Origin of the sequence: Streptomyces bauhiniae, from assembly GCF_004784475.1 — a bacterium.
GTDB classification, from domain to species: Bacteria; Actinomycetota; Actinomycetes; order Streptomycetales; family Streptomycetaceae; genus Streptomyces; species Streptomyces seoulensis.
The window spans coordinates 174,577-191,151 of sequence record NZ_SRRT01000004.1; the positions used below are offsets into that span (position 1 = coordinate 174,577).

The 16,575-nt window shown below is 71.7% G+C and carries 16 protein-coding genes; 10 read left to right on the plus strand and 6 right to left on the minus strand.

The genetic code is table 11. From position 1 onward, the window contains the following. Positions 1-9: 9 nt before the first annotated feature. The 6 genes from E5083_RS14750 (at position 10) to pssA (ending at position 6,403) form a co-directional block, all read left to right on the plus strand. On the plus strand, positions 10-2,055 hold the full coding sequence (locus E5083_RS14750) for a protein meaA (protein WP_135786144.1): 2,046 nt from the start codon (positions 10-12) through the stop codon (positions 2,053-2,055). After that, positions 2,052-3,011: an HpcH/HpaI aldolase/citrate lyase family protein gene (locus E5083_RS14755; protein WP_135786145.1), complete on the plus strand. Its 960-nt coding sequence runs from the start codon at positions 2,052-2,054 to the stop codon at positions 3,009-3,011. The genes E5083_RS14750 and E5083_RS14755 overlap by 4 nt, the downstream gene beginning before the upstream one ends. A 2-nt stretch (positions 3,012-3,013) precedes the next feature. Next, positions 3,014-3,526 (plus strand): MaoC family dehydratase, encoded by a 513-nt coding sequence (locus E5083_RS14760; protein WP_086691032.1) that lies wholly within the window; start codon positions 3,014-3,016, stop codon positions 3,524-3,526. Beyond that, on the plus strand, positions 3,527-4,732 hold the full coding sequence (locus tag E5083_RS14765; protein WP_135786146.1) for an acyl-CoA dehydrogenase family protein: 1,206 nt from the start codon (positions 3,527-3,529) through the stop codon (positions 4,730-4,732). Between the two features lie 170 nt (positions 4,733-4,902). Next, on the plus strand, positions 4,903-5,562 hold the full coding sequence (locus E5083_RS14770; protein WP_086691036.1) for a phosphatidylserine decarboxylase: 660 nt from the start codon (positions 4,903-4,905) through the stop codon (positions 5,560-5,562). After that, entirely contained in the window at positions 5,549-6,403 is an 855-nt protein-coding gene (gene pssA, locus E5083_RS14775) for a CDP-diacylglycerol--serine O-phosphatidyltransferase (RefSeq protein ID WP_078858459.1), read from the plus strand. Before E5083_RS14770 ends, pssA begins: the two co-directional genes overlap by 14 nt. 70 nt (positions 6,404-6,473) lie before the next feature. On the opposite strand, the gene E5083_RS14780 is transcribed toward pssA, so the two are convergent. Next, positions 6,474-7,592 carry a glycerate kinase gene (locus E5083_RS14780; RefSeq protein ID WP_244317503.1) on the minus strand — a complete coding sequence of 373 codons (1,119 nt, stop codon included), beginning with the start codon at positions 7,590-7,592 and terminating at the stop codon, positions 6,474-6,476. Positions 7,593-7,691: 99 nt separating this feature from the next. On the opposite strand from E5083_RS14780, the gene E5083_RS14785 reads away from it, so the two are divergent. From E5083_RS14785 to E5083_RS14795, 3 genes are read left to right on the plus strand one after another with little or no spacing between them, the layout of a single operon-like run. Next, entirely contained in the window at positions 7,692-8,186 is a 495-nt protein-coding gene (locus E5083_RS14785; protein WP_135786147.1) for an NUDIX domain-containing protein, read from the plus strand. 2 nt (positions 8,187-8,188) lie between these two features. Beyond that, entirely contained in the window at positions 8,189-8,500 is a 312-nt protein-coding gene (locus tag E5083_RS31490) for a hypothetical protein (protein WP_135786148.1), read from the plus strand. A 47-nt stretch (positions 8,501-8,547) separates the two neighbouring features. Next, entirely contained in the window at positions 8,548-9,279 is a 732-nt protein-coding gene (locus E5083_RS14795) for an SIR2 family NAD-dependent protein deacylase (protein WP_135786149.1), read from the plus strand. On the opposite strand, the gene E5083_RS14800 is transcribed toward E5083_RS14795, so the two are convergent. From E5083_RS14800 to E5083_RS14815, 4 genes are all read right to left on the minus strand, one after another. Then, positions 9,276-9,785, minus strand: coding sequence for a methylated-DNA--[protein]-cysteine S-methyltransferase (locus E5083_RS14800; protein WP_135786150.1), 510 nt, complete (start codon positions 9,783-9,785; stop codon positions 9,276-9,278). The genes E5083_RS14795 and E5083_RS14800 overlap by 4 nt on opposite strands. Before the next feature lie 10 nt (positions 9,786-9,795). Beyond that, entirely contained in the window at positions 9,796-11,295 is a 1,500-nt protein-coding gene (locus tag E5083_RS14805) for an AlkA N-terminal domain-containing protein (RefSeq protein ID WP_135786151.1), read from the minus strand. Between the two features lie 115 nt (positions 11,296-11,410). Beyond that, on the minus strand, positions 11,411-12,511 hold the full coding sequence (locus tag E5083_RS14810; RefSeq protein ID WP_135786152.1) for an NAD(P)/FAD-dependent oxidoreductase: 1,101 nt from the start codon (positions 12,509-12,511) through the stop codon (positions 11,411-11,413). 215 nt (positions 12,512-12,726) lie between these two features. Then, the gene (locus tag E5083_RS14815) at positions 12,727-13,584 is read right to left on the minus strand and encodes a methylenetetrahydrofolate reductase (protein ID WP_208754052.1); all 858 of its coding nucleotides are present in this window, start codon (positions 13,582-13,584) and stop codon (positions 12,727-12,729) included. A gap of 232 nt (positions 13,585-13,816) precedes the next feature. Between E5083_RS14815 and E5083_RS14820 the strand changes: the two genes are divergently transcribed. Further along, positions 13,817-15,886 carry a hypothetical protein gene (locus E5083_RS14820; RefSeq protein WP_135786153.1) on the plus strand — a complete coding sequence of 690 codons (2,070 nt, stop codon included), beginning with the start codon at positions 13,817-13,819 and terminating at the stop codon, positions 15,884-15,886. A gap of 5 nt (positions 15,887-15,891) precedes the next feature. On the opposite strand, the gene E5083_RS14825 is transcribed toward E5083_RS14820, so the two are convergent. Then, entirely contained in the window at positions 15,892-16,566 is a 675-nt protein-coding gene (locus E5083_RS14825) for a TetR/AcrR family transcriptional regulator (RefSeq protein ID WP_244317504.1), read from the minus strand. Between the last annotated feature and the right edge of the window lie 9 nt (positions 16,567-16,575).

Sequence of the window (16,575 nt, forward strand, 5' to 3'; positions counted from 1 at the left end):
GAGCGAACCGTGACAGAGCGTCAGGCGCCGCAGGCGCGTCAGAAGGACCGTCCGTGGCTCATGCGGACCTACGCCGGGCACTCGACGGCGGAGGCGTCCAACGAGCTGTACCGGCGCAACCTCGCCAAGGGCCAGACCGGTCTGTCGGTGGCGTTCGACCTGCCCACCCAGACCGGCTACGACGCCGACCACATCCTCGCCCGCGGCGAGGTCGGCCGGGTCGGCGTGCCCGTCTCGCATCTGGGTGACATGCGCAGGCTGTTCCAGGACATCCCGCTGGACCAGATGAACACCTCGATGACGATCAACGCGACCGCCATGTGGCTGCTGGCGCTCTACCAGGTCGTCGCCGAGGAGCAGGGTGTCGACATCACCCGGCTCCAGGGCACGACCCAGAACGACATCGTCAAGGAGTACCTCTCGCGCGGGACGCACGTCTTCCCGCCGGGACCCTCGCTCCGGCTGACGACGGACATGATCGCGTACACGGTGTCCCACATCCCCAAGTGGAACCCGATCAACATCTGCAGCTACCACCTCCAGGAGGCCGGCGCCACGCCGGTCCAGGAGATCGCGTACGCCATGTCCACGGCCATCGCGGTGCTGGACGCGGTGCGCGACTCGGGCCAGGTGCCCGAGGAGCGCATGGGCGACGTGGTGGCCCGGATCTCCTTCTTCGTCAACGCGGGCGTCCGCTTCGTCGAGGAGATGTGCAAGATGCGGGCGTTCGGCCGCATCTGGGACCGGGTCACCCGCGAGCGGTACGGCATCGAGAACCCCAAGCAGCGCCGGTTCCGCTACGGCGTCCAGGTCAACTCGCTCGGCCTGACCGAGGCGCAGCCGGAGAACAACGTCCAGCGGATCGTGCTGGAGATGCTCGCCGTGACGCTGTCGAAGGACGCCCGCGCGCGTGCCGTGCAGCTGCCCGCCTGGAACGAGGCGCTGGGCCTGCCCCGCCCCTGGGACCAGCAGTGGTCGCTGCGCATCCAGCAGGTGCTGGCGCACGAGAGCGACCTGCTGGAGTACGAGGACATCTTCGCCGGGTCGCACGTCATCGAGGAGAAGGTGGCCTCCCTGGTCGACGACTCCTTCGCGGAGATGGCCCGGATCGAGGAGATGGGCGGCGCGATGGCCGCCGTCGAATCGGGTTACCTCAAGGCCCAGTTGGTGTCCTCGCACGCCGAGCGGCGGGCGCGGATCGAGTCCGGCGACGAGAAGATCATCGGCGTCAACATCTTCGAGACGACCGAGCCGAACCCGCTCACCGCCGACCTGGACACCGCGATCCAGACGGTCGACCCGGCCGTGGAGAACCGGGTGATCGAGGCCCTGGGCACCTGGCGGGACACCCGCTACCAGCCGCCCTTCAACCACCCGCGCCCCTGCAAGGCGCTGGAGAAGCTGAAGGAGGCCGCCAAGGGCACCGCCAACCTCATGGAGGCCACCCTGGAGTGCGCCCGCGCCGGCGTCACGACCGGCGAGTGGGCGGGGGCGCTGCGCGAGGTGTTCGGCGAGTACCGGGCGCCGACCGGCGTCTCCTCCGCCCCGGTGGCGGTGCCCGCCGAGGCCGGCTCCGCGATGGCCGGGGTGCGGGCGCGGGTGGACGCCACCGCGCGCGACCTGGGCGTGGGCAAGCTGCGCTTCCTGGTGGGCAAGCCGGGCCTGGACGGGCACTCCAACGGCGCCGAGCAGATCGCGGTGCGCGCCCGTGACGCCGGGTTCGAGGTGGTCTACCAGGGCATCCGGCTGACCCCGGAGCAGATCGTGGACGCCGCCCTCGCGGAGGACGTGCACGCGGTCGGCCTGTCCATCCTGTCCGGCTCGCACGCCCAGCTGGTGCCGGACGTGCTGGACCGGCTGCGCGAGGCCGGGGCGCACGACATCCCGGTGATCGCGGGCGGGATCATCCCGGGCGCCGACGCCGAACTGCTGAAGTCGGCCGGCGTGGCCGCCGTGTTCACCCCGAAGGACTTCGACATCACCGGAATCATCGGCCGTATCGTCGACGAGATCCGCACAGCGAACAAGCTCGACCCCCTGGAGGTCCCCGCATGACCGTCAACCGTCTGCGTCCGCGCCGCTCCTGTCTGGCGGTGCCGGGCAGCAACCCGCGGTTCCTGGAGAAGGCGCAGGGTCTCCCGGCCGACCAGGTCTTCCTGGACCTGGAGGACGCGTGCGCGCCGCTCGCCAAGCCGGAGGCGCGGCACACCATCGTCAAGTTCCTCAACGAGGGCGACTGGACGGGCAAGACGCGGGTCGTACGGGTCAACGACTGGACGACCGAGTGGACGTACCGCGATGTCGTGACGGTGGTTGAGGGTGCCGGCCCCAATCTTGACTGCATCATGCTGCCCAAGGTGCAGAACGCGCAGCAGGTGGTCGCTCTTGATCTGCTGTTGACGCAGATCGAGAAGACGATGGGCTTCGAGGTCGGCCGCATCGGTATCGAGGCCCAGATCGAGAACGCCCAGGGTCTCAACAACGTCAATGAGATTGCGTCTGCCAGTCAACGTATTGAGACGATCATCTTCGGTCCCGCCGACTTCATGGCGTCGATCAACATGAAGTCGCTCGTCGTGGGAGAGCAGCCGCCCGGCTACCCGGCGGACGCCTACCACTACATCCTGATGAAGATCCTGATGGCCGCCCGCGCCAACGACCTCCAGGCGATCGACGGCCCCTACCTCCAGATCAAGAACGTCGACGGCTTCCGCGAGGTCGCCGGCCGTGCCGCCGCGCTCGGCTTCGACGGCAAGTGGGTGCTGCACCCCGGCCAGGTGGAGGCGGCCAACGAGGTCTTCTCCCCCTCGCAGGAGGACTACGACCACGCCGAGCTGATCCTGGACGCCTACGAGTACTGCACCTCCGAGGCGGGCGGCAAGAAGGGTTCGGCGATGCTCGGCGACGAGATGATCGACGAGGCCAGCCGCAAGATGGCCCTGGTCATCGCGGGCAAGGGCCGCGCCGCCGGGATGCGGCGGACGTCCACGTTCGAGATTCCGGAGGCGTGAGCATGCAGTTCGGGCGCACCTACGAGGAGTTCGAGGTCGGGGCCGTCTACAAGCACTGGCCCGGCAAGACGGTCACCGAGTACGACGACCACCTCTTCTGCCTCCTCACCATGAACCACCACCCGCTCCACATGGACGCCAACTACGCCGAGAGCACCACGGACTTCGGCAAGAACGTGGTGGTCGGCAACTACATCTACTCGCTGCTGCTCGGCATGTCGGTGCCGGACGTGTCCGGCAAGGCGATCGCCAACCTGGAGATCGAGTCGCTGAGGCACGTGGCGCCGACCTTCCACGGCGACACCATCTACGGCGAGACGACCGTGCTCGACAAGTGGCCGTCGAAGTCGAAGAACGACCGCGGGATCGTGCACGTGGAGACCAAGGGCTACAAGCAGGACGGCACCCTGGTGTGCGTCTTCCGCCGCAAGGTCATGGTGCCGACCGAGACGTACATCAAGGAGCGCGGCGGCGAGCAGCCCGGCCGCCCGGAGCTCAAGGAGCAGGTGAAGTAGATGGCGCGCCTCGCCCAGACCGCCGGTCTGACGGACATCCAGCAGGAGATCCTCTCCACCGTCCGCGACTTCGTGGACAAGGAGATCATCCCGGTCGCCACCGAGCTGGAGCACCGCGACGAGTACCCGCAACAGATCGTGGACGGCCTCAAGGAACTGGGCCTGTTCGGTCTGATGATCCCCGAGGAGTACGGGGGCCTGGGCGAGTCGCTGCTCACCTACGCGCTGTGCGTGGAGGAGATCGCCCGCGGCTGGATGTCGGTCTCCGGGATCATCAACACGCACTTCATCGTGGCGTACATGCTCAAGCAGCACGGCACGCAGGAGCAGAAGGACCACTTCCTGCCGCGCATGGCGGCGGGCGACATCCGGGGCGCGTTCTCGATGTCGGAGCCGGCGCTCGGCTCGGACGTGTCGGCCATCACGTCCAAGGCGGTGAAGGACGGTGAGGAGTACGTCCTCAACGGCCAGAAGATGTGGCTGACGAACGGCGGAACGTCCTCTTTGGTCGCCGTTCTGGTCCGGAGTGACGAAGGACACCCCGAAGGCACCGCGCCCCACAAGTCCATGACGACCTTCCTGGTGGAGAAGGAGCCCGGCTTCGGCGAGGTCCGCCCCGGTCTCACCATCCCCGGCAAGATCGACAAGATGGGGTACAAGGGCGTCGACACCACCGAGCTGATCATGGACGGCCTGCGCATTCCGGCCGACCGGGTGCTCGGCGGCGTCACCGGCCGGGGTTTCTATCAGATGATGGACGGCGTCGAGGTCGGCCGCGTCAACGTCGCGGCGCGCGGCTGCGGTGTCGCCCAGCGCGCCTTCGAGCTGGGGGTTCAGTACGCCCAGCAGCGGCACACCTTCGGCAAGCAGATCGCCCAGCACCAGGCCATTCAGTTCAAGCTGGCCGAGATGGCCACCAAGGTCGAGGCCGCCCATGCGATGATGGTGAACGCCGCGCGCAAAAAGGACTCCGGGGAGCGAAACGACCTGGAGGCCGGAATGGCCAAGTACCTGGCCTCCGAGTACTGCAAGGAGGTCGTCGAGGACGCCTTCCGCATCCACGGCGGCTACGGCTTCTCCAAGGAGTACGAGATCGAGCGCCTGTACCGCGAGGCGCCGATGCTGCTGATCGGTGAGGGTACCGCCGAGATCCAGAAAATGATCATCGGTCGCCGCCTGCTCGAAGAGTATCGATTCCAGGGCTGATTGTCCGGAGACGGGGTGTTATCGCCGAGAAGAAGATCACACCCCGTCGACGGTCTTCGGCCGCCGACTCGGCTTCCTGGCTTGCCCAGTTGCGGCCCGCGCCCGGTACGATCCCCGGAAAGCCGCCGTCCCCCGTCATTGCGCGGCATCATCCGCTACGAAGGTCATCCATGCCCCACAGCCAAACCTCTGCACCCAGCGACAGCCGAGCCGGCGGCGTACGCCTCGCGCGCGGAGCATCGCCGTGGCTCCTCCCGACCGTCGCCACCGCGGCCCTCAGCCTGGCACGGGCCCGCCGCTCGGGCGTCGCCAAGGCCGTCGCCGTGCCCGCCACCGCTCTCGCGGCGGGCATGCTGTGGTTCTTCCGCGACCCGGAGCGCGAGATCACCGCGGGTCGCGTCATCTCGCCCGCCGACGGTGTGGTGCAGAGCATCATGCCCTGGAAGGACGGCCGCACCCGCGTAGCCATCTTCATGAGCCCGCTCAATGTCCACGTCAACCGGGCGCCCCTGGCGGGCACCGTGACGTCGGTCGAGCACATCCCCGGCGGCTTTGTTCCGGCTTTCAACAAGGAGAGCGAGAACAACGAGCGCGTAGTCTGGCATTTCGACACCGAACTCGGCGACATCGAGATGATCCAGATCGCGGGCGCTGTGGCCCGCCGCATCGTGCCGTACATCCCTGAGGGCACGAAGGTCGAGCAGGGTGACCGCATCGGTCTGATCCGCTTCGGCTCGCGTGTCGACCTCTACCTGCCCGAGGGCGTGGAGGTCGACGTCGAGGTCGGTCAGAAGACCGTGGCTGGGGTGACTCGCATTGACCGTGATTGATCCAGAGACACAGGCGGGCTGGGTGCCCGAGGCCGACGAGGCGGGCGACGAGGAGGAGATGCCCCTCTCTATGCGGCTGTCGATAGCGGACACGCTCACGCTCGGCAACGCGACCTGCGGCTTCATGGCGGTGTACTTCACCACCACCGGCATCCTCATCCCGCACCTCACCGGCAGCCAGGAATCCGGCATGGCCCGCCACAGCGCGGCCACGGCGGTCATCCTGATGCTCTGCGCGGCGGTCTTCGACCTCTTCGACGGGCTGGTGGCGCGCAAGCTGCGCTCCTCCCCGATGGGCGCGGAGCTGGACAACCTCTCCGACCTGATCAGCTTCGGCCTGGCCCCGGCGTACTTCGTCCTGGTCTACGGCATGGTCGCGGACGACGCACACCAGCGGGTGGCGGCGCTCGGGGCGATCGTGGTGCTGCTCGCCGTCGTCCTGAGGCTCGCGCGGTTCTCCTGCGTGACGCTGAAGGACGGCATGTTCCAGGGCATGCCCTCGCCGTTCGGCGCGCTGACGGTCGTCTCCATCGTGCTGCTGGAGCTGCCGTTCCCGGCGACCCTGCTGGCCATCGTGGGCACCGCCTGGCTGATGGTGAGCCGGGTGGAGTACCCCAAGCCGCGCGGCCGCCTCGCCGGCGCGATGCTCGGCTGGATCGTCCTCTCCATGGGTCTGCTGGCCGCCTGGGCCTTCGACGCCCCGGGCGGACAGCTCCTCCTCCAGACGGGCTGCGCCCTCCAGCTCGTCATGGGCGCGGTCATCCCCCTGTTCGCCACGGCCCGCCGAGTGAACAACTTCCGCGACAACCGCCGCGAGGCCCGAGCAGCACAACTGCCGTAACGCGCGCACTCGCTTGGCTTCGGGGCCTCGGACCTTGCCGGTCCGGGGCCCCTTTGCTCTGCCCTGGCTGTCAGGTCAGGTGCTGCTCAGCGATGCGGGACGCGACTTGTTCCAGCAGCGGGCCCGCCTGGGCTATGCAGGTGGCCGGGTCGGGTTCCAGGGATGTGAGGGGGTAGGCCGCTGTGATGCCGGCGCTGTGGAGGGTCTCGGGGGGCAGGGTCAGGCGGCCGCATACCGCGATGACCTGCTTGCCCGCGGTGCGGGCGGCTGCGGCGACGCCGGCTGGGGCCTTGCCGTGGAGGGTCTGTTCGTCCAGGGCGCCCTCGCCTGTGATGACTACGTCGGCGCGGGCCAGGGACTCGGCGAAGCCCAGGACGTCGAGCATGACCTCGATCCCGGCGCGGAAGCGGGCGCTGAGGAGGAGGGCCGCGTAGCCGACGCCGCCTGCCGCGCCCGCGCCGGGGTGGTCCGCGAGGTCGGGGCCCAGGGCGGCGGCGAGGCGGGTCAGGGCGGCGTCGAGGAGGGGCACGTCGGCCGGGGAGGCGCCCTTCTGCGGGCCGTAGACGGCGGCGGCGCCGTGCGGGCCGGTGAGGGGGTTGTCCACGTCGCTGGCCAGGATCAGCTCGACGGAGGCCAGGCGGGGGTCGAGACCGGTCAGGTCGGCCTCGGCGAGGTCGGCGAGGCCGCCGCCGCCCGGCCCGACCGGCTCCCCCCGCTCGTCCAGGAACCGCGCGCCGAGCGCCGTGAGCATCCCCGCCCCGCCGTCCGTCGTGGCGCTGCCCCCGACGCCGAGGACGACGGTCCGGGCACCCGAGTCCAGCGCGGCCCGCAGCAGCTCGCCGGAGCCGTGGGTGGACGCGGTGAGCGGGGCGAGGGTCCCGGCCGGGAGGCGGCGGAGTCCGCTCGCCTCGGCCATCTCCACGACCGCCGTGCCCCCGCGTACCGCGAACGCGGCGGTCACCGGATGTCCGAGCGGCCCGGCGACCTTCACCTCCCGGCGCTCGAACCCGGCGGCGAGGGCCGCGTCCACGGTCCCGTCCCCGCCGTCGGCCACGGGCAGCGTCTCGACCGCGAGGCCCGGTACGGCCCGCAGCAGTCCGGCCGCCACATGCGCGGCCACCTCCGCCGCCGTCAGCGACCCCTTGAACTTGTCCGGGGCGACGAGCACCCCGCGACCCACACCGTCCACCACTCCGCGTCCCCTCACCTCTCGCTCCACCGCCCCTACGGGTCGGCGCGGCGTCCACCCTAGGGGTTGTGATCCATGCCCCCTGGTTACCCTGCCTGGATGACCACCTCTGACGACTTCGCCACGTACATCGCGGGCCTGCCCCGCGTCCTGTCCGCCGCCGCGACCCTGTTCCGGGACGCCGAGGGCCGGGTCCTGCTGGTCGAGCCGAACTACCGGCCGGGGTGGGGTCTGCCGGGCGGCACGATCGAGTCCGACGACGGCGAGACGCCCCGCCTGGGCGCCCGCCGCGAGACGCTGGAGGAGATCGGCCTGGACCGCGCGCCGGGCCGCCTGCTCGCGGTGGACTGGGTCCCGGTCCCCGGCCACATGCCCCTGGTCGCCTACCTCTACGACGGCGGCGTCCTCACCGACGCCGACCTCAAGGCCATCCACCTCCAGGAGGAGGAACTCCTCTCCTGGCGCCTGGTCCCCCGTACCGACCTCCCCGACTACCTCCCCCCGCCCCTCGGCCGCCGCGTCCTCGCCGCCCTGGACGCCCTGGAGGACGGCGACGGCCCGGCGGAACTGGAGAACGGCCATCGGGCGGTCTGACGATGACTGGTCTCGCCCCCGTGGACGACGACCGCCGCCGGCTCGCCACGGTGTACGCCGTGCCGATCATCCTGCTGACCCTCGTCTCCGCCTACTTCTGCTGGACCGCGCTGACCATCCGCCCCGCCGGGACGTGGGACGACGACGCGTACGCGGGGATCGTGCTGGCGTGTGTGATGAGTGTCGGGGCGGCCGGGGTGGCGGCGGCGGTGTGGGTGCTGCCAGGGGTGCGCCGGGTGCTGGGGTGGGGCTGGGTGGGGCCGGCGCTGGTGCTGGGGGCGGTCGCGGGGGTGCGGTGGGCGACAGGGGGGTGAGGGTATTTCGCTGGCCCGGTGGGGCGGGAGCTGCTTAGCCTCGGGGCATGAGCAAGCCTCTGGTCGCCGTGCTCAGCGGCGCGGGTATCTCCACCGACTCCGGCATCCCCGACTACCGCGGCCCCAACGGGCTGTGGCGCGAGGACCCCGAGGCGGAGAAGCTCGTCACCTACGGGTACTACATGGGCGACCCCGAGATCCGCCGGCGGTCCTGGCAACTGCGGCGCTCCCAGCAGACGCTGCTCGCCGAGCCGAACGCGGCGCATCTGGCGGTGGCGGAGCTGGAGCGCTCGGGGGTTCCCGTACGGGTTCTCACCCAGAACGTGGACGGACTGCACCAGCGGGCCGGTCTGCCCGAGCGCAAGGTGCTGGAGCTGCACGGCAGCGCCCGGAGTGTGGTGTGCACCCGGTGCAAGGTGCGCGGCTCGATGGCGGACGCGCTCGCGCGGGTGGAGGCGGGCGAGGACGACCCGCCGTGCCTGGCGTGCGGCGGCATCCTGAAGTCGGCGACGGTGATGTTCGGCGAGAACCTCGACCCGGTGGTCCTCGGCGAGGCGCTGGCGATCAGCAAGGCGTGCTCGGTGTTCGTGGCCGTGGGCAGCAGCCTCCAGGTGCAGCCGGCCGCCGGGCTGGCCGGGGTCGCGGCGGACCACGGCGCCCGCCTGATCGTCGTCAACGCCGAGCCGACCCCGTACGACGACCTCGCGGACGAGGTGGTGCGCGAGCCGATCGGCACGGCGCTGCCGAAGCTGCTGCGGAGCCTCGTACCCGAGGGCTAGAACAGCACGCCTTCTTCGGCCCGCTCCGAGCCGCGTTCGAAGGCCAGCAGCCGACGCTTGCGGTCCAGGCCGCCGCCGTAACCCGTGAGGCTGCCGTCGGAGCCGACCACGCGGTGGCAGGGGACGATGATGCCGACCGGGTTGCGGCCGTTGGCGAGGCCGACCGCGCGGGAGGCGCCCGGCGTGCCGAGGGCGAGGGCGAGCTGGCCGTAGCTCCGGGTCTCCCCGTAGGGGATCTCGGTGAGCCGGTCCCAGACCCGGCGCTGGAACGGCGTGCCGTGCAGGCCGAGCCGGACGGTGAACCGCCGGATGTCACCGGCGAAGTAGGCCGTCAACTGCTCCTGGGTCTCGGCGAAGACGCGCACGCTGTCGTCGCGCGGGCCGAAGGTATCGTCGGCCGGGCGGTGCCGCTGGTCGGTCATGTACAGGCCGCACAGGGCGCCGTCGGCGTCCGCGACGAGGGTCAGCGGCCCGTAGGGGCTGTCGGTCACGGTGTGGTGTCGCACGGGAAGTCCTTCAGGCCGGGAGGAAGTTGATCGGATGGCTGTCGGTCGCCCACAGGTACTGCACGGCATACGCCCGCCAGGGCCGCCACGCCTCCGCGCGGGCGGTGAGCGCCGCCGGGGTGGCGGGCAGGCCCAGGCCCGAGGCGGCTCGCCGGACGCCGAGGTCGGTGGGGAGGAAGGCGTCGGGGTCGCCGAGGGCGCGCATGGCGATGACGTCGGCGGTCCAGGGGCCGAAGCCGGGCAGCTCCAGCAGCCGGGCGCGGGTCTCGGCCCGGTCGGCCTCGACGCCCAGGTTCAGCGTGCCGTCCGCGAGCGCCGCGACCAGCGTGGTCAGCGTGGCGCGGCGGCTGCGCGGCATGGCGAGGGTCTCGGGGTCCACGGCGGCCAGCGCGTCGGGTTCGGGGAAGAGGTGGGTGAGCCCGCCCTCGGGGTCGTCCAGCGGCTTGCCGTGCGCGGTGACCAGCCGGGCCGCGTGCGTACGGGCGGCGGCCGTGGACACCTGCTGCCCGAGCACCGCGCGTACGGCGAACTCCGCCTCGTCGACCGTGCGCGGCACCCGGCGCCCCGGCCCGGCGTCCACCAGCGGGGCGAACAGCGGGTCGGCGCGCAGCCGCTCGTCCACGGCCACCGGGTCGGCGTCCAGGTCGAGCAGCCTGCGGCACCGGCTGATGGCCACGGTGAGGTCGCGCAGGTCGCTGAGGGCGATCCGGCAGCCGACGTGCGTGGCCTCGGGCGTGAGGGCGACGATGCCGTGCCCGTACGGCAGCCGCAGCGTGCGCCGGTAGGCGCCGTCCCGCCACTCCTCCACGCCCGGTACGGCGGTGGCGGCGAGGTGGCCGAAGAGGTTGCTGGGGTTCAGCGGGGCGCGGAACGGCAGCCGGAGCGTGAGGGTGCCCGCGGTGCCGACCGCCCGGGCGTGGGGTGCGCGGGCGCGCAGGTCGGACGGGGCCAGGGCGAAGACCTCGCGGACGGTGTCGTTGAAGGTGCGGATCGAGGAGAACCCGGCGGCGAAGGCGACCTCCGCCATGGGCAGCGCGGTGGTCTCGATCAGCAGCCGCGCGGTCTGGGCGCGCTGGGCGCGGGCCAGGGAGAGCGGCCCGGCACCGAGTTCGGCGAGGAGCTGGCGCTCGATCTGGCGGGCGGAGTAGCCGAGCCGGGCGGCGAGTCCGGGTACGCCCTCCCGGTCCACGACCCCGTCCGCGATGAGCCGCATGGCGCGGGCGACCAGGTCGGCGCGGTGGTTCCATTCCGGCGAGCCGGGGGTGGCGTCGGGCCGGCAGCGCTTGCAGGCCCGGAACCCGGCGCGCTGGCAGGCGGCGGCACTCGGGTAGAAGGTCATGTTCTCGGCCTTGGGCGGCACCACCGGGCAGCTCGGGCGGCAGTAGACGCGGGTGGTGAGCACGGCGGTGAAGAACCAGCCGTCGAACCGGGCGTCCTTGGACTGGACGGCGTGCACGCAGTGCTCCCGGTCGAAGGGCGGGGCATGGGTGCTGATGGTCGCGTTCCGCATGCCTCAAGCATCGGGCAGTACGGCACCGGAGGCTGGCGAGTTTCCGACATGCACGTCGGAGGCGGCCAGGCGGTCGGTCGGGATCACGGGAGGGGGCAGCCGCGCCTGCCGGTGTTCAGCGGGGCCGGCCGAGTGCTGCCGCCGGACGCAGGTCCGCCTCGAGTTCCTCGCCCGTGGCCGCGGCGGCCAGCGCCCGGCCCAGCACTGGTGCCTGCTTGAACAGGTTGTGCCCGGCGGCGAAGAAGATGCCGCCGGTCTCCCAGACCGCCATGCCGTCCTCGCTCCACGGCAGGCTCGTCACCCAGCAGTGGAGGTGCTCGACGGGCTCGGGGTCGAGGCCGGGCAAGGCGCGGGTGACGTACGCGTGGGCGCGGTCGCTGAGTTCCGCCAGTGCCGCGGGGTCGGCGAAGCTGCCGTCCTCCCGCACCTCGACCGTCTGGCTGAGGCCCACCGCGTACCGGCTGTTGCCCGGATAGGGGACCGCGTAGACGCCGACCTCCCCGAATTCGCCGCTGCTGTCCTGCAGGCAGGCGACCCGCTCCGGAGGCGTTCCTTCGACCTGGAAGGTGAGGCGGACGTGGGCGGCCGGCTGTACGGGGAGCGAAAGCCCGACGGTGCGCGCCAACTGCGCGGTGCCCAGACCCGCGCAGACCACGGCCGTCGCGTACTCCTCGCGGCCGACGGCACTGAGCACCTCCACCGTGCCGCGGTCCGTCGGGTGGAGCGAGATGACCTCGTCGGTGACCACGGAGTCACCCAGCGCGTCGGCCAGTCTCCCGACCGCGAGACGGGTCCGGATGGCGCCGCCGCCCTCGTCGAGCATGGCGGGACCGTGATAGTCGGCGAGCAGCGGCATGCGGGCGTGCAGCTCGGCGCTGTCCACGCTCCGGACCGGTATGCCGCCGGCTTCCTCCAGGATGCGCAGCCTTCGCGAAACGGGGCTGCCCAGGGCGACCACTCCGTCCCCGGAGATCAGTTCGGCCCCCAACCGGTCGGACCACTCGTCCCAGACGGCGCGGCCCCGGCGGGTCAGCTCGACCATACGGGGGTCGTCGTGCGCGTGGCGGAATATGCGGGACTGGCCACTGGACTGCCCGTGGCCCGGAAGGCCGCGTTCGTAGACCCGCGCGGTCACTCCGCGTTCGGCCAGTGCGTAGGCGGTGGAGAGTCCGACGATGCCGGCTCCTATCACCGCCACCTCGGGAGCCTGGTCCATGCGATCGCCTCACTTCGCGTCCCAAAGCCGTTCCCTGCGGAGCAGGGGCCGGGTACGTCCGTCGCCGTCGCGGAGGGGCGGGTGAGTGAGCCCTGCAAGCGGCACTGCCGGGCTCGACGTGACACGGCGGCGGCCTGCTTCCCTTACCTCCAAGCCTGCGGCCGGCGGGACATCGCCGCGAGGCGGCCGACCTCCGGCCCGGCCGTGAGGGGCTCCTAGCCGCGTTCCCGCCGGTACCGGGTGATCCACTCGGCGGTCGGCCGGAGCCCGCCGAAGGTGTAGAAGTGCAGTTTGACGGTGCCGTGGCGAGCGGGGTCGTAGCCGTCGGCCAGGTCGTCCAGGAAGCGGTCGGGGCCCGCCGTGCCCATGAGGTTGGTCAGCGAGAGCCCGTACTTGCGGGCGACCGTGGCTCCCGTGCCGACCCCGAACCGCGTCGCGTACCCGAGCAGCCGCCGCACCCCCGCCGGGCCGGGTACGCCGACCCGTACCGGGAGGTGCACCCCGCGCCCGCGCAGGGCCTCCAGCCAGGTGAGGACGGCGTCGGCGTCGAAGCCGAACTGGGTGATGACGTCGCCCGCGAGCCCCGCCTCCTGGAGCGCGGCCGCCTTGCCGGTGAGCGCGGACCACAGCGCGTCGTCGCCGATCGCCGGGTGCCCCTCCGGGTAGCCGCAGATGCCGACGTGCCGTACGCCGTACCGCTGGAGCAGCCCGCCGCTGATCACGGAGAGCGCGTCCTCGTACGGGCCCTCGGGGCGGGCCGGGTCGCCGCCGACCACGAAGACGTTCTCCACGGCGCCCGCCTCGGCGAGCCCGGCGAGGAAACGTTCCAGCTCGGCGCTGGAGGGCAGCCGCCGTGCCGAGAGGTGCGGCACCGGCACGAACCCGTGCTCCCGCACCGCCCGCGCGGCCGCGAGCCGCATGCCGGCGTCTTCGCCCGCGAGGTAGGTGACGTTGATCCGGGTCCCGCCGTCCAGCGCGGCCCGCGCCTCCGCCAGCCGGGGCACGTCCTTGCCGGTCATCTCCAGGGAGGCGCCGTCGAGCAACGCCCCGGCCACCCCGAGAACCCTCTCCATCACCCTCCGCGACCCTTTCTCCGCCGGAACCCCGGCCGATGATGCCACGGCGCCGGGGCGGGCCGGGCCACAGGTCCCTCGGCTCGGGAGGGCAGGGGGATTCGAAAGCACGGCGGTACGTGACCGGGGGTGGGGCCGGTCGTTGGCTGTGCGTGGGGCCGGGGCGGGCGCGGGTGGCCGGGGCCGTTCCAGTGCCGCGTGTCCCGTCGTGCGAACAGCAGGAGCTCCCACCGTGCCGCTTGCCGGACTCCTCCCGAGAATCTGGACCCAACTACCCGCGCTGTGCGCGATATTCAGCCTGTTCCTGCTGTTCGCCACGCAGTTGGCCGGCGCGCTGCTGCCGAACGCCCCGCTCCTCGTCGCCTCCGGCGCGGCCGGTCTCGCGCTCGACGCCTGCCTGCTGCACCGGCGCCCCGCCCTGCTGTCCCCGCTGAGCCGCATCCGACTCGACGTGACCGTACGGCAGTTGCTGCGGGACATGCTGATCGTGGTGGCGCTGCTGCGGATCGACGGGATCGACCCGGAGCGGGAGATGCCCCCGCTGCTCGGCGCGCTGAGCGCGTTCTACGTCCTGCACTTCGCCTGCCAGGCGGTCTCCCTGCTGGTGCGCCGCGCCCGGACCCTGCCGGTCGTCACCCGCAACATCGACGTCTCGGCGCTGAACCCCACCGCCGCCCCGCCGCGCATCCTGGCCCGCCAGGCCGGGCACCGCCTGCTGGCGTTCTCCGTCCCGGCCACGACGGGCCTGCTGGCCACCGCCCTTACCGCGCACGGCCGTTGGGGCGCGATCGGGCTCGCCGCCTCGCTCACCCTGATCGGCATGGGCGTCGCCCGCCTGGCCACCTGGCTGCTGCCGGAGAAGCGGGCCGCGAGCGACGCGCAGGTCATGGAGTGGCTGGACGACTGGCTGGCCGGGTACCGCCCGACCGTGGCGATGTACTTCTCCGGCGGCGCCTCCTCCGCCTACCAGGCCAACATGTGGCTCTCCACGCTCGCCGGTCTTGAGCGGCCGCTGATCGTGCTGCGCGAGCGGTTCATGGTGCAGAAGATCGACGCGACGGACGTACCCGTGCTCTGCCTGCCCAAGGTCGCCACACTGTTCGCGCTGGAGAACTCGACACTGAAGGCGATACTGCACCCCGCCAACTCCGGCAAGACATCCCAGGTGTTGCGCATCCCCGCCATCAAGCACGCGTTCATCAACCACGGCGAGAGCGACAAGCTGTCCTCCTGCAACCCCTACGCCAAGGCGTACGACGAGGTGTGGGTGGCCGGACCGGCCGCGCGGGAGCGGTACGCGCTCGCGGACGTCGGCGTGGAGGACAAGGACGTGGTGGAGGTCGGCCGCCCCCAACTGGCGCCGATCCGCCCGTACTCGGGCCCGCCCACCGGCCCGTACACCACCGTGCTGTACGCCCCGACCTGGGAGGGCTGGGACGGCAATCCGGGCAACACCTCGGTCGTCCTGGCGGGCGAGCACATCGTCGGGCAGTTGCTCAACGACCCCCGTGTGCGCGTCCTTTACAAGCCGCACCCGATGACCGGTTCGGTGGACCCCCGCGCGGGCGCGGCCGACGAGCGCATCCGGGCGCTGATCCACGCGGCCAACGCGAAGCGCTCCGGCCCCCGGCCCGCCCCGGAGGCCCAGGTCGAACTGCTGCGCCGCACGGCCGAGTTGGACCACCTCACCTCGACCACCTTCCGTGGTGCGGCCGACGAGTTGGAGCGGATGATGCTCCAGGGCACCCCGGACGGCGACCGCGAGTCCCGGATTGCGCGGGCCACAGCCGCCTGGGAGCGGGCGTACTGGGCGTCGTTCCCCGAGTGGGAGCACCGGATCGTGACCGGCCCCCGCCCGGCGCTGTACGCCTGCTTCAACGAGGCCGACCTGCTGATCAGCGATGTGTCCAGCGTGGTCTCGGACTGGCTGAGCAGCGAGAAGCCGTACGCCGTGGCCAACACCTCGGGCCTGTCCGAGGACGACTTCCGGGCCGCCTTCCCGACAGTGTCGGCCGGTACCGTGCTGACTCCGGACGCGGCGACCGTGCGGTACCTGCTGGACGCGGTGCGCGACCCGCGCCAGGACCAGCACGCGGCCGACCGCGCCAAGCTCAAGGAACACCTGCTCGGCCCGGCCGACCCGCCCTCCCCCGAGCGATTCGCCTCTGCCGTACGGGAGTTGTGCGCGAAGGCCGACGACCGCCGGGCCCGCGCGCACGCCCGCCTGTCCCCGGCGATTCCGGCACCCCGCACGGCGGGCGAGGGGGCGTCGGTGCGCCGGGGGACGGAACCGGACGCGTAGCGGCGTCAGTTGACGGACGCGGCCTCGGCCGGGGTGGGGCGGGCGGCACCGCGCCGGGGGTAGGACAGGACGCCGGTGAGCGAGATCCGCAGCAGGGCGCGGAGTTCGACGTGGAGCGGGATGCTGTCGTCGGTGGTCTGGCTCCACCGGTAGAGCAGTCCCAGGTAGGCGTCGCGCAGCATGTTGCCCGCCAGCACCGGGTCGATGTCGGGGGCGACCTCGCCCCGCGCCTGCCCGGCGAGGATGGCCCGCACGAAGACGTGCCCGGCGTACTCGGGCTCCTCCTGGAGCGGCTGGCCCGACCTGACCCAGGCGGCCAGCATGACCTGGGTGAGATTGCGCTCGGCCTCGTTGAAGTCGGCCAGCGCGGACATGCAGCGCTCCAACTGCACGGTGGTGTCGTCGTCCTGGTGGGCGAGGGACTTGTCCATGTAGGTCCGCAGCTTGTCCTGGCGCTGCTGGGCCCAGGTGGTGACGAGGTCCTCCTTGCGCTGGAAGTGGTTGAAGAAGGTGCCCCTCGCCACGTCCGCGCGCTCGGTGATCTGGTCGATGGTGGTGCGTTCGTACCCCTGCTCGGCGAACAGTTCCAGGGCGGAGGTGTACAGGCGGTCGTGAATGCGCTGCCTGCTGCGTTCCCGGCGTCCCGGAGGGCGGACCAGCTCGGTTTCCTCGGTCGTCATCGGCTCTCT

Bases quoted from the DNA above. Each gene is read 5' to 3' on its own strand.
- E5083_RS14765 (WP_135786146.1), top strand. From the start codon at position 3,527: ATGGCGCGCCTCGCCCAGACCGCCGGTCTGACGGACATCCAGCAGGAG.
- E5083_RS14785 (WP_135786147.1), top strand. From the start codon at position 7,692: ATGACCACCTCTGACGACTTCGCCACGTACATCGCGGGCCTGCCCCGC.
- E5083_RS31490 (WP_135786148.1), top strand. From the start codon at position 8,189: ATGACTGGTCTCGCCCCCGTGGACGACGACCGCCGCCGGCTCGCCACG.
- E5083_RS14795 (WP_135786149.1), top strand. From the start codon at position 8,548: ATGAGCAAGCCTCTGGTCGCCGTGCTCAGCGGCGCGGGTATCTCCACC.
- E5083_RS14770 (WP_086691036.1), top strand. From the start codon at position 4,903: ATGCCCCACAGCCAAACCTCTGCACCCAGCGACAGCCGAGCCGGCGGC.
- E5083_RS14760 (WP_086691032.1), top strand. From the start codon at position 3,014: ATGCAGTTCGGGCGCACCTACGAGGAGTTCGAGGTCGGGGCCGTCTAC.
- E5083_RS14815 (WP_208754052.1), bottom strand. From the start codon at position 13,584: ATGGAGAGGGTTCTCGGGGTGGCCGGGGCGTTGCTCGACGGCGCCTCC.
- E5083_RS14825 (WP_244317504.1), bottom strand. From the start codon at position 16,566: ATGACGACCGAGGAAACCGAGCTGGTCCGCCCTCCGGGACGCCGGGAA.
- E5083_RS14810 (WP_135786152.1), bottom strand. From the start codon at position 12,511: ATGGACCAGGCTCCCGAGGTGGCGGTGATAGGAGCCGGCATCGTCGGA.
- E5083_RS14805 (WP_135786151.1), bottom strand. From the start codon at position 11,295: ATGCGGAACGCGACCATCAGCACCCATGCCCCGCCCTTCGACCGGGAG.
- E5083_RS14755 (WP_135786145.1), top strand. From the start codon at position 2,052: ATGACCGTCAACCGTCTGCGTCCGCGCCGCTCCTGTCTGGCGGTGCCG.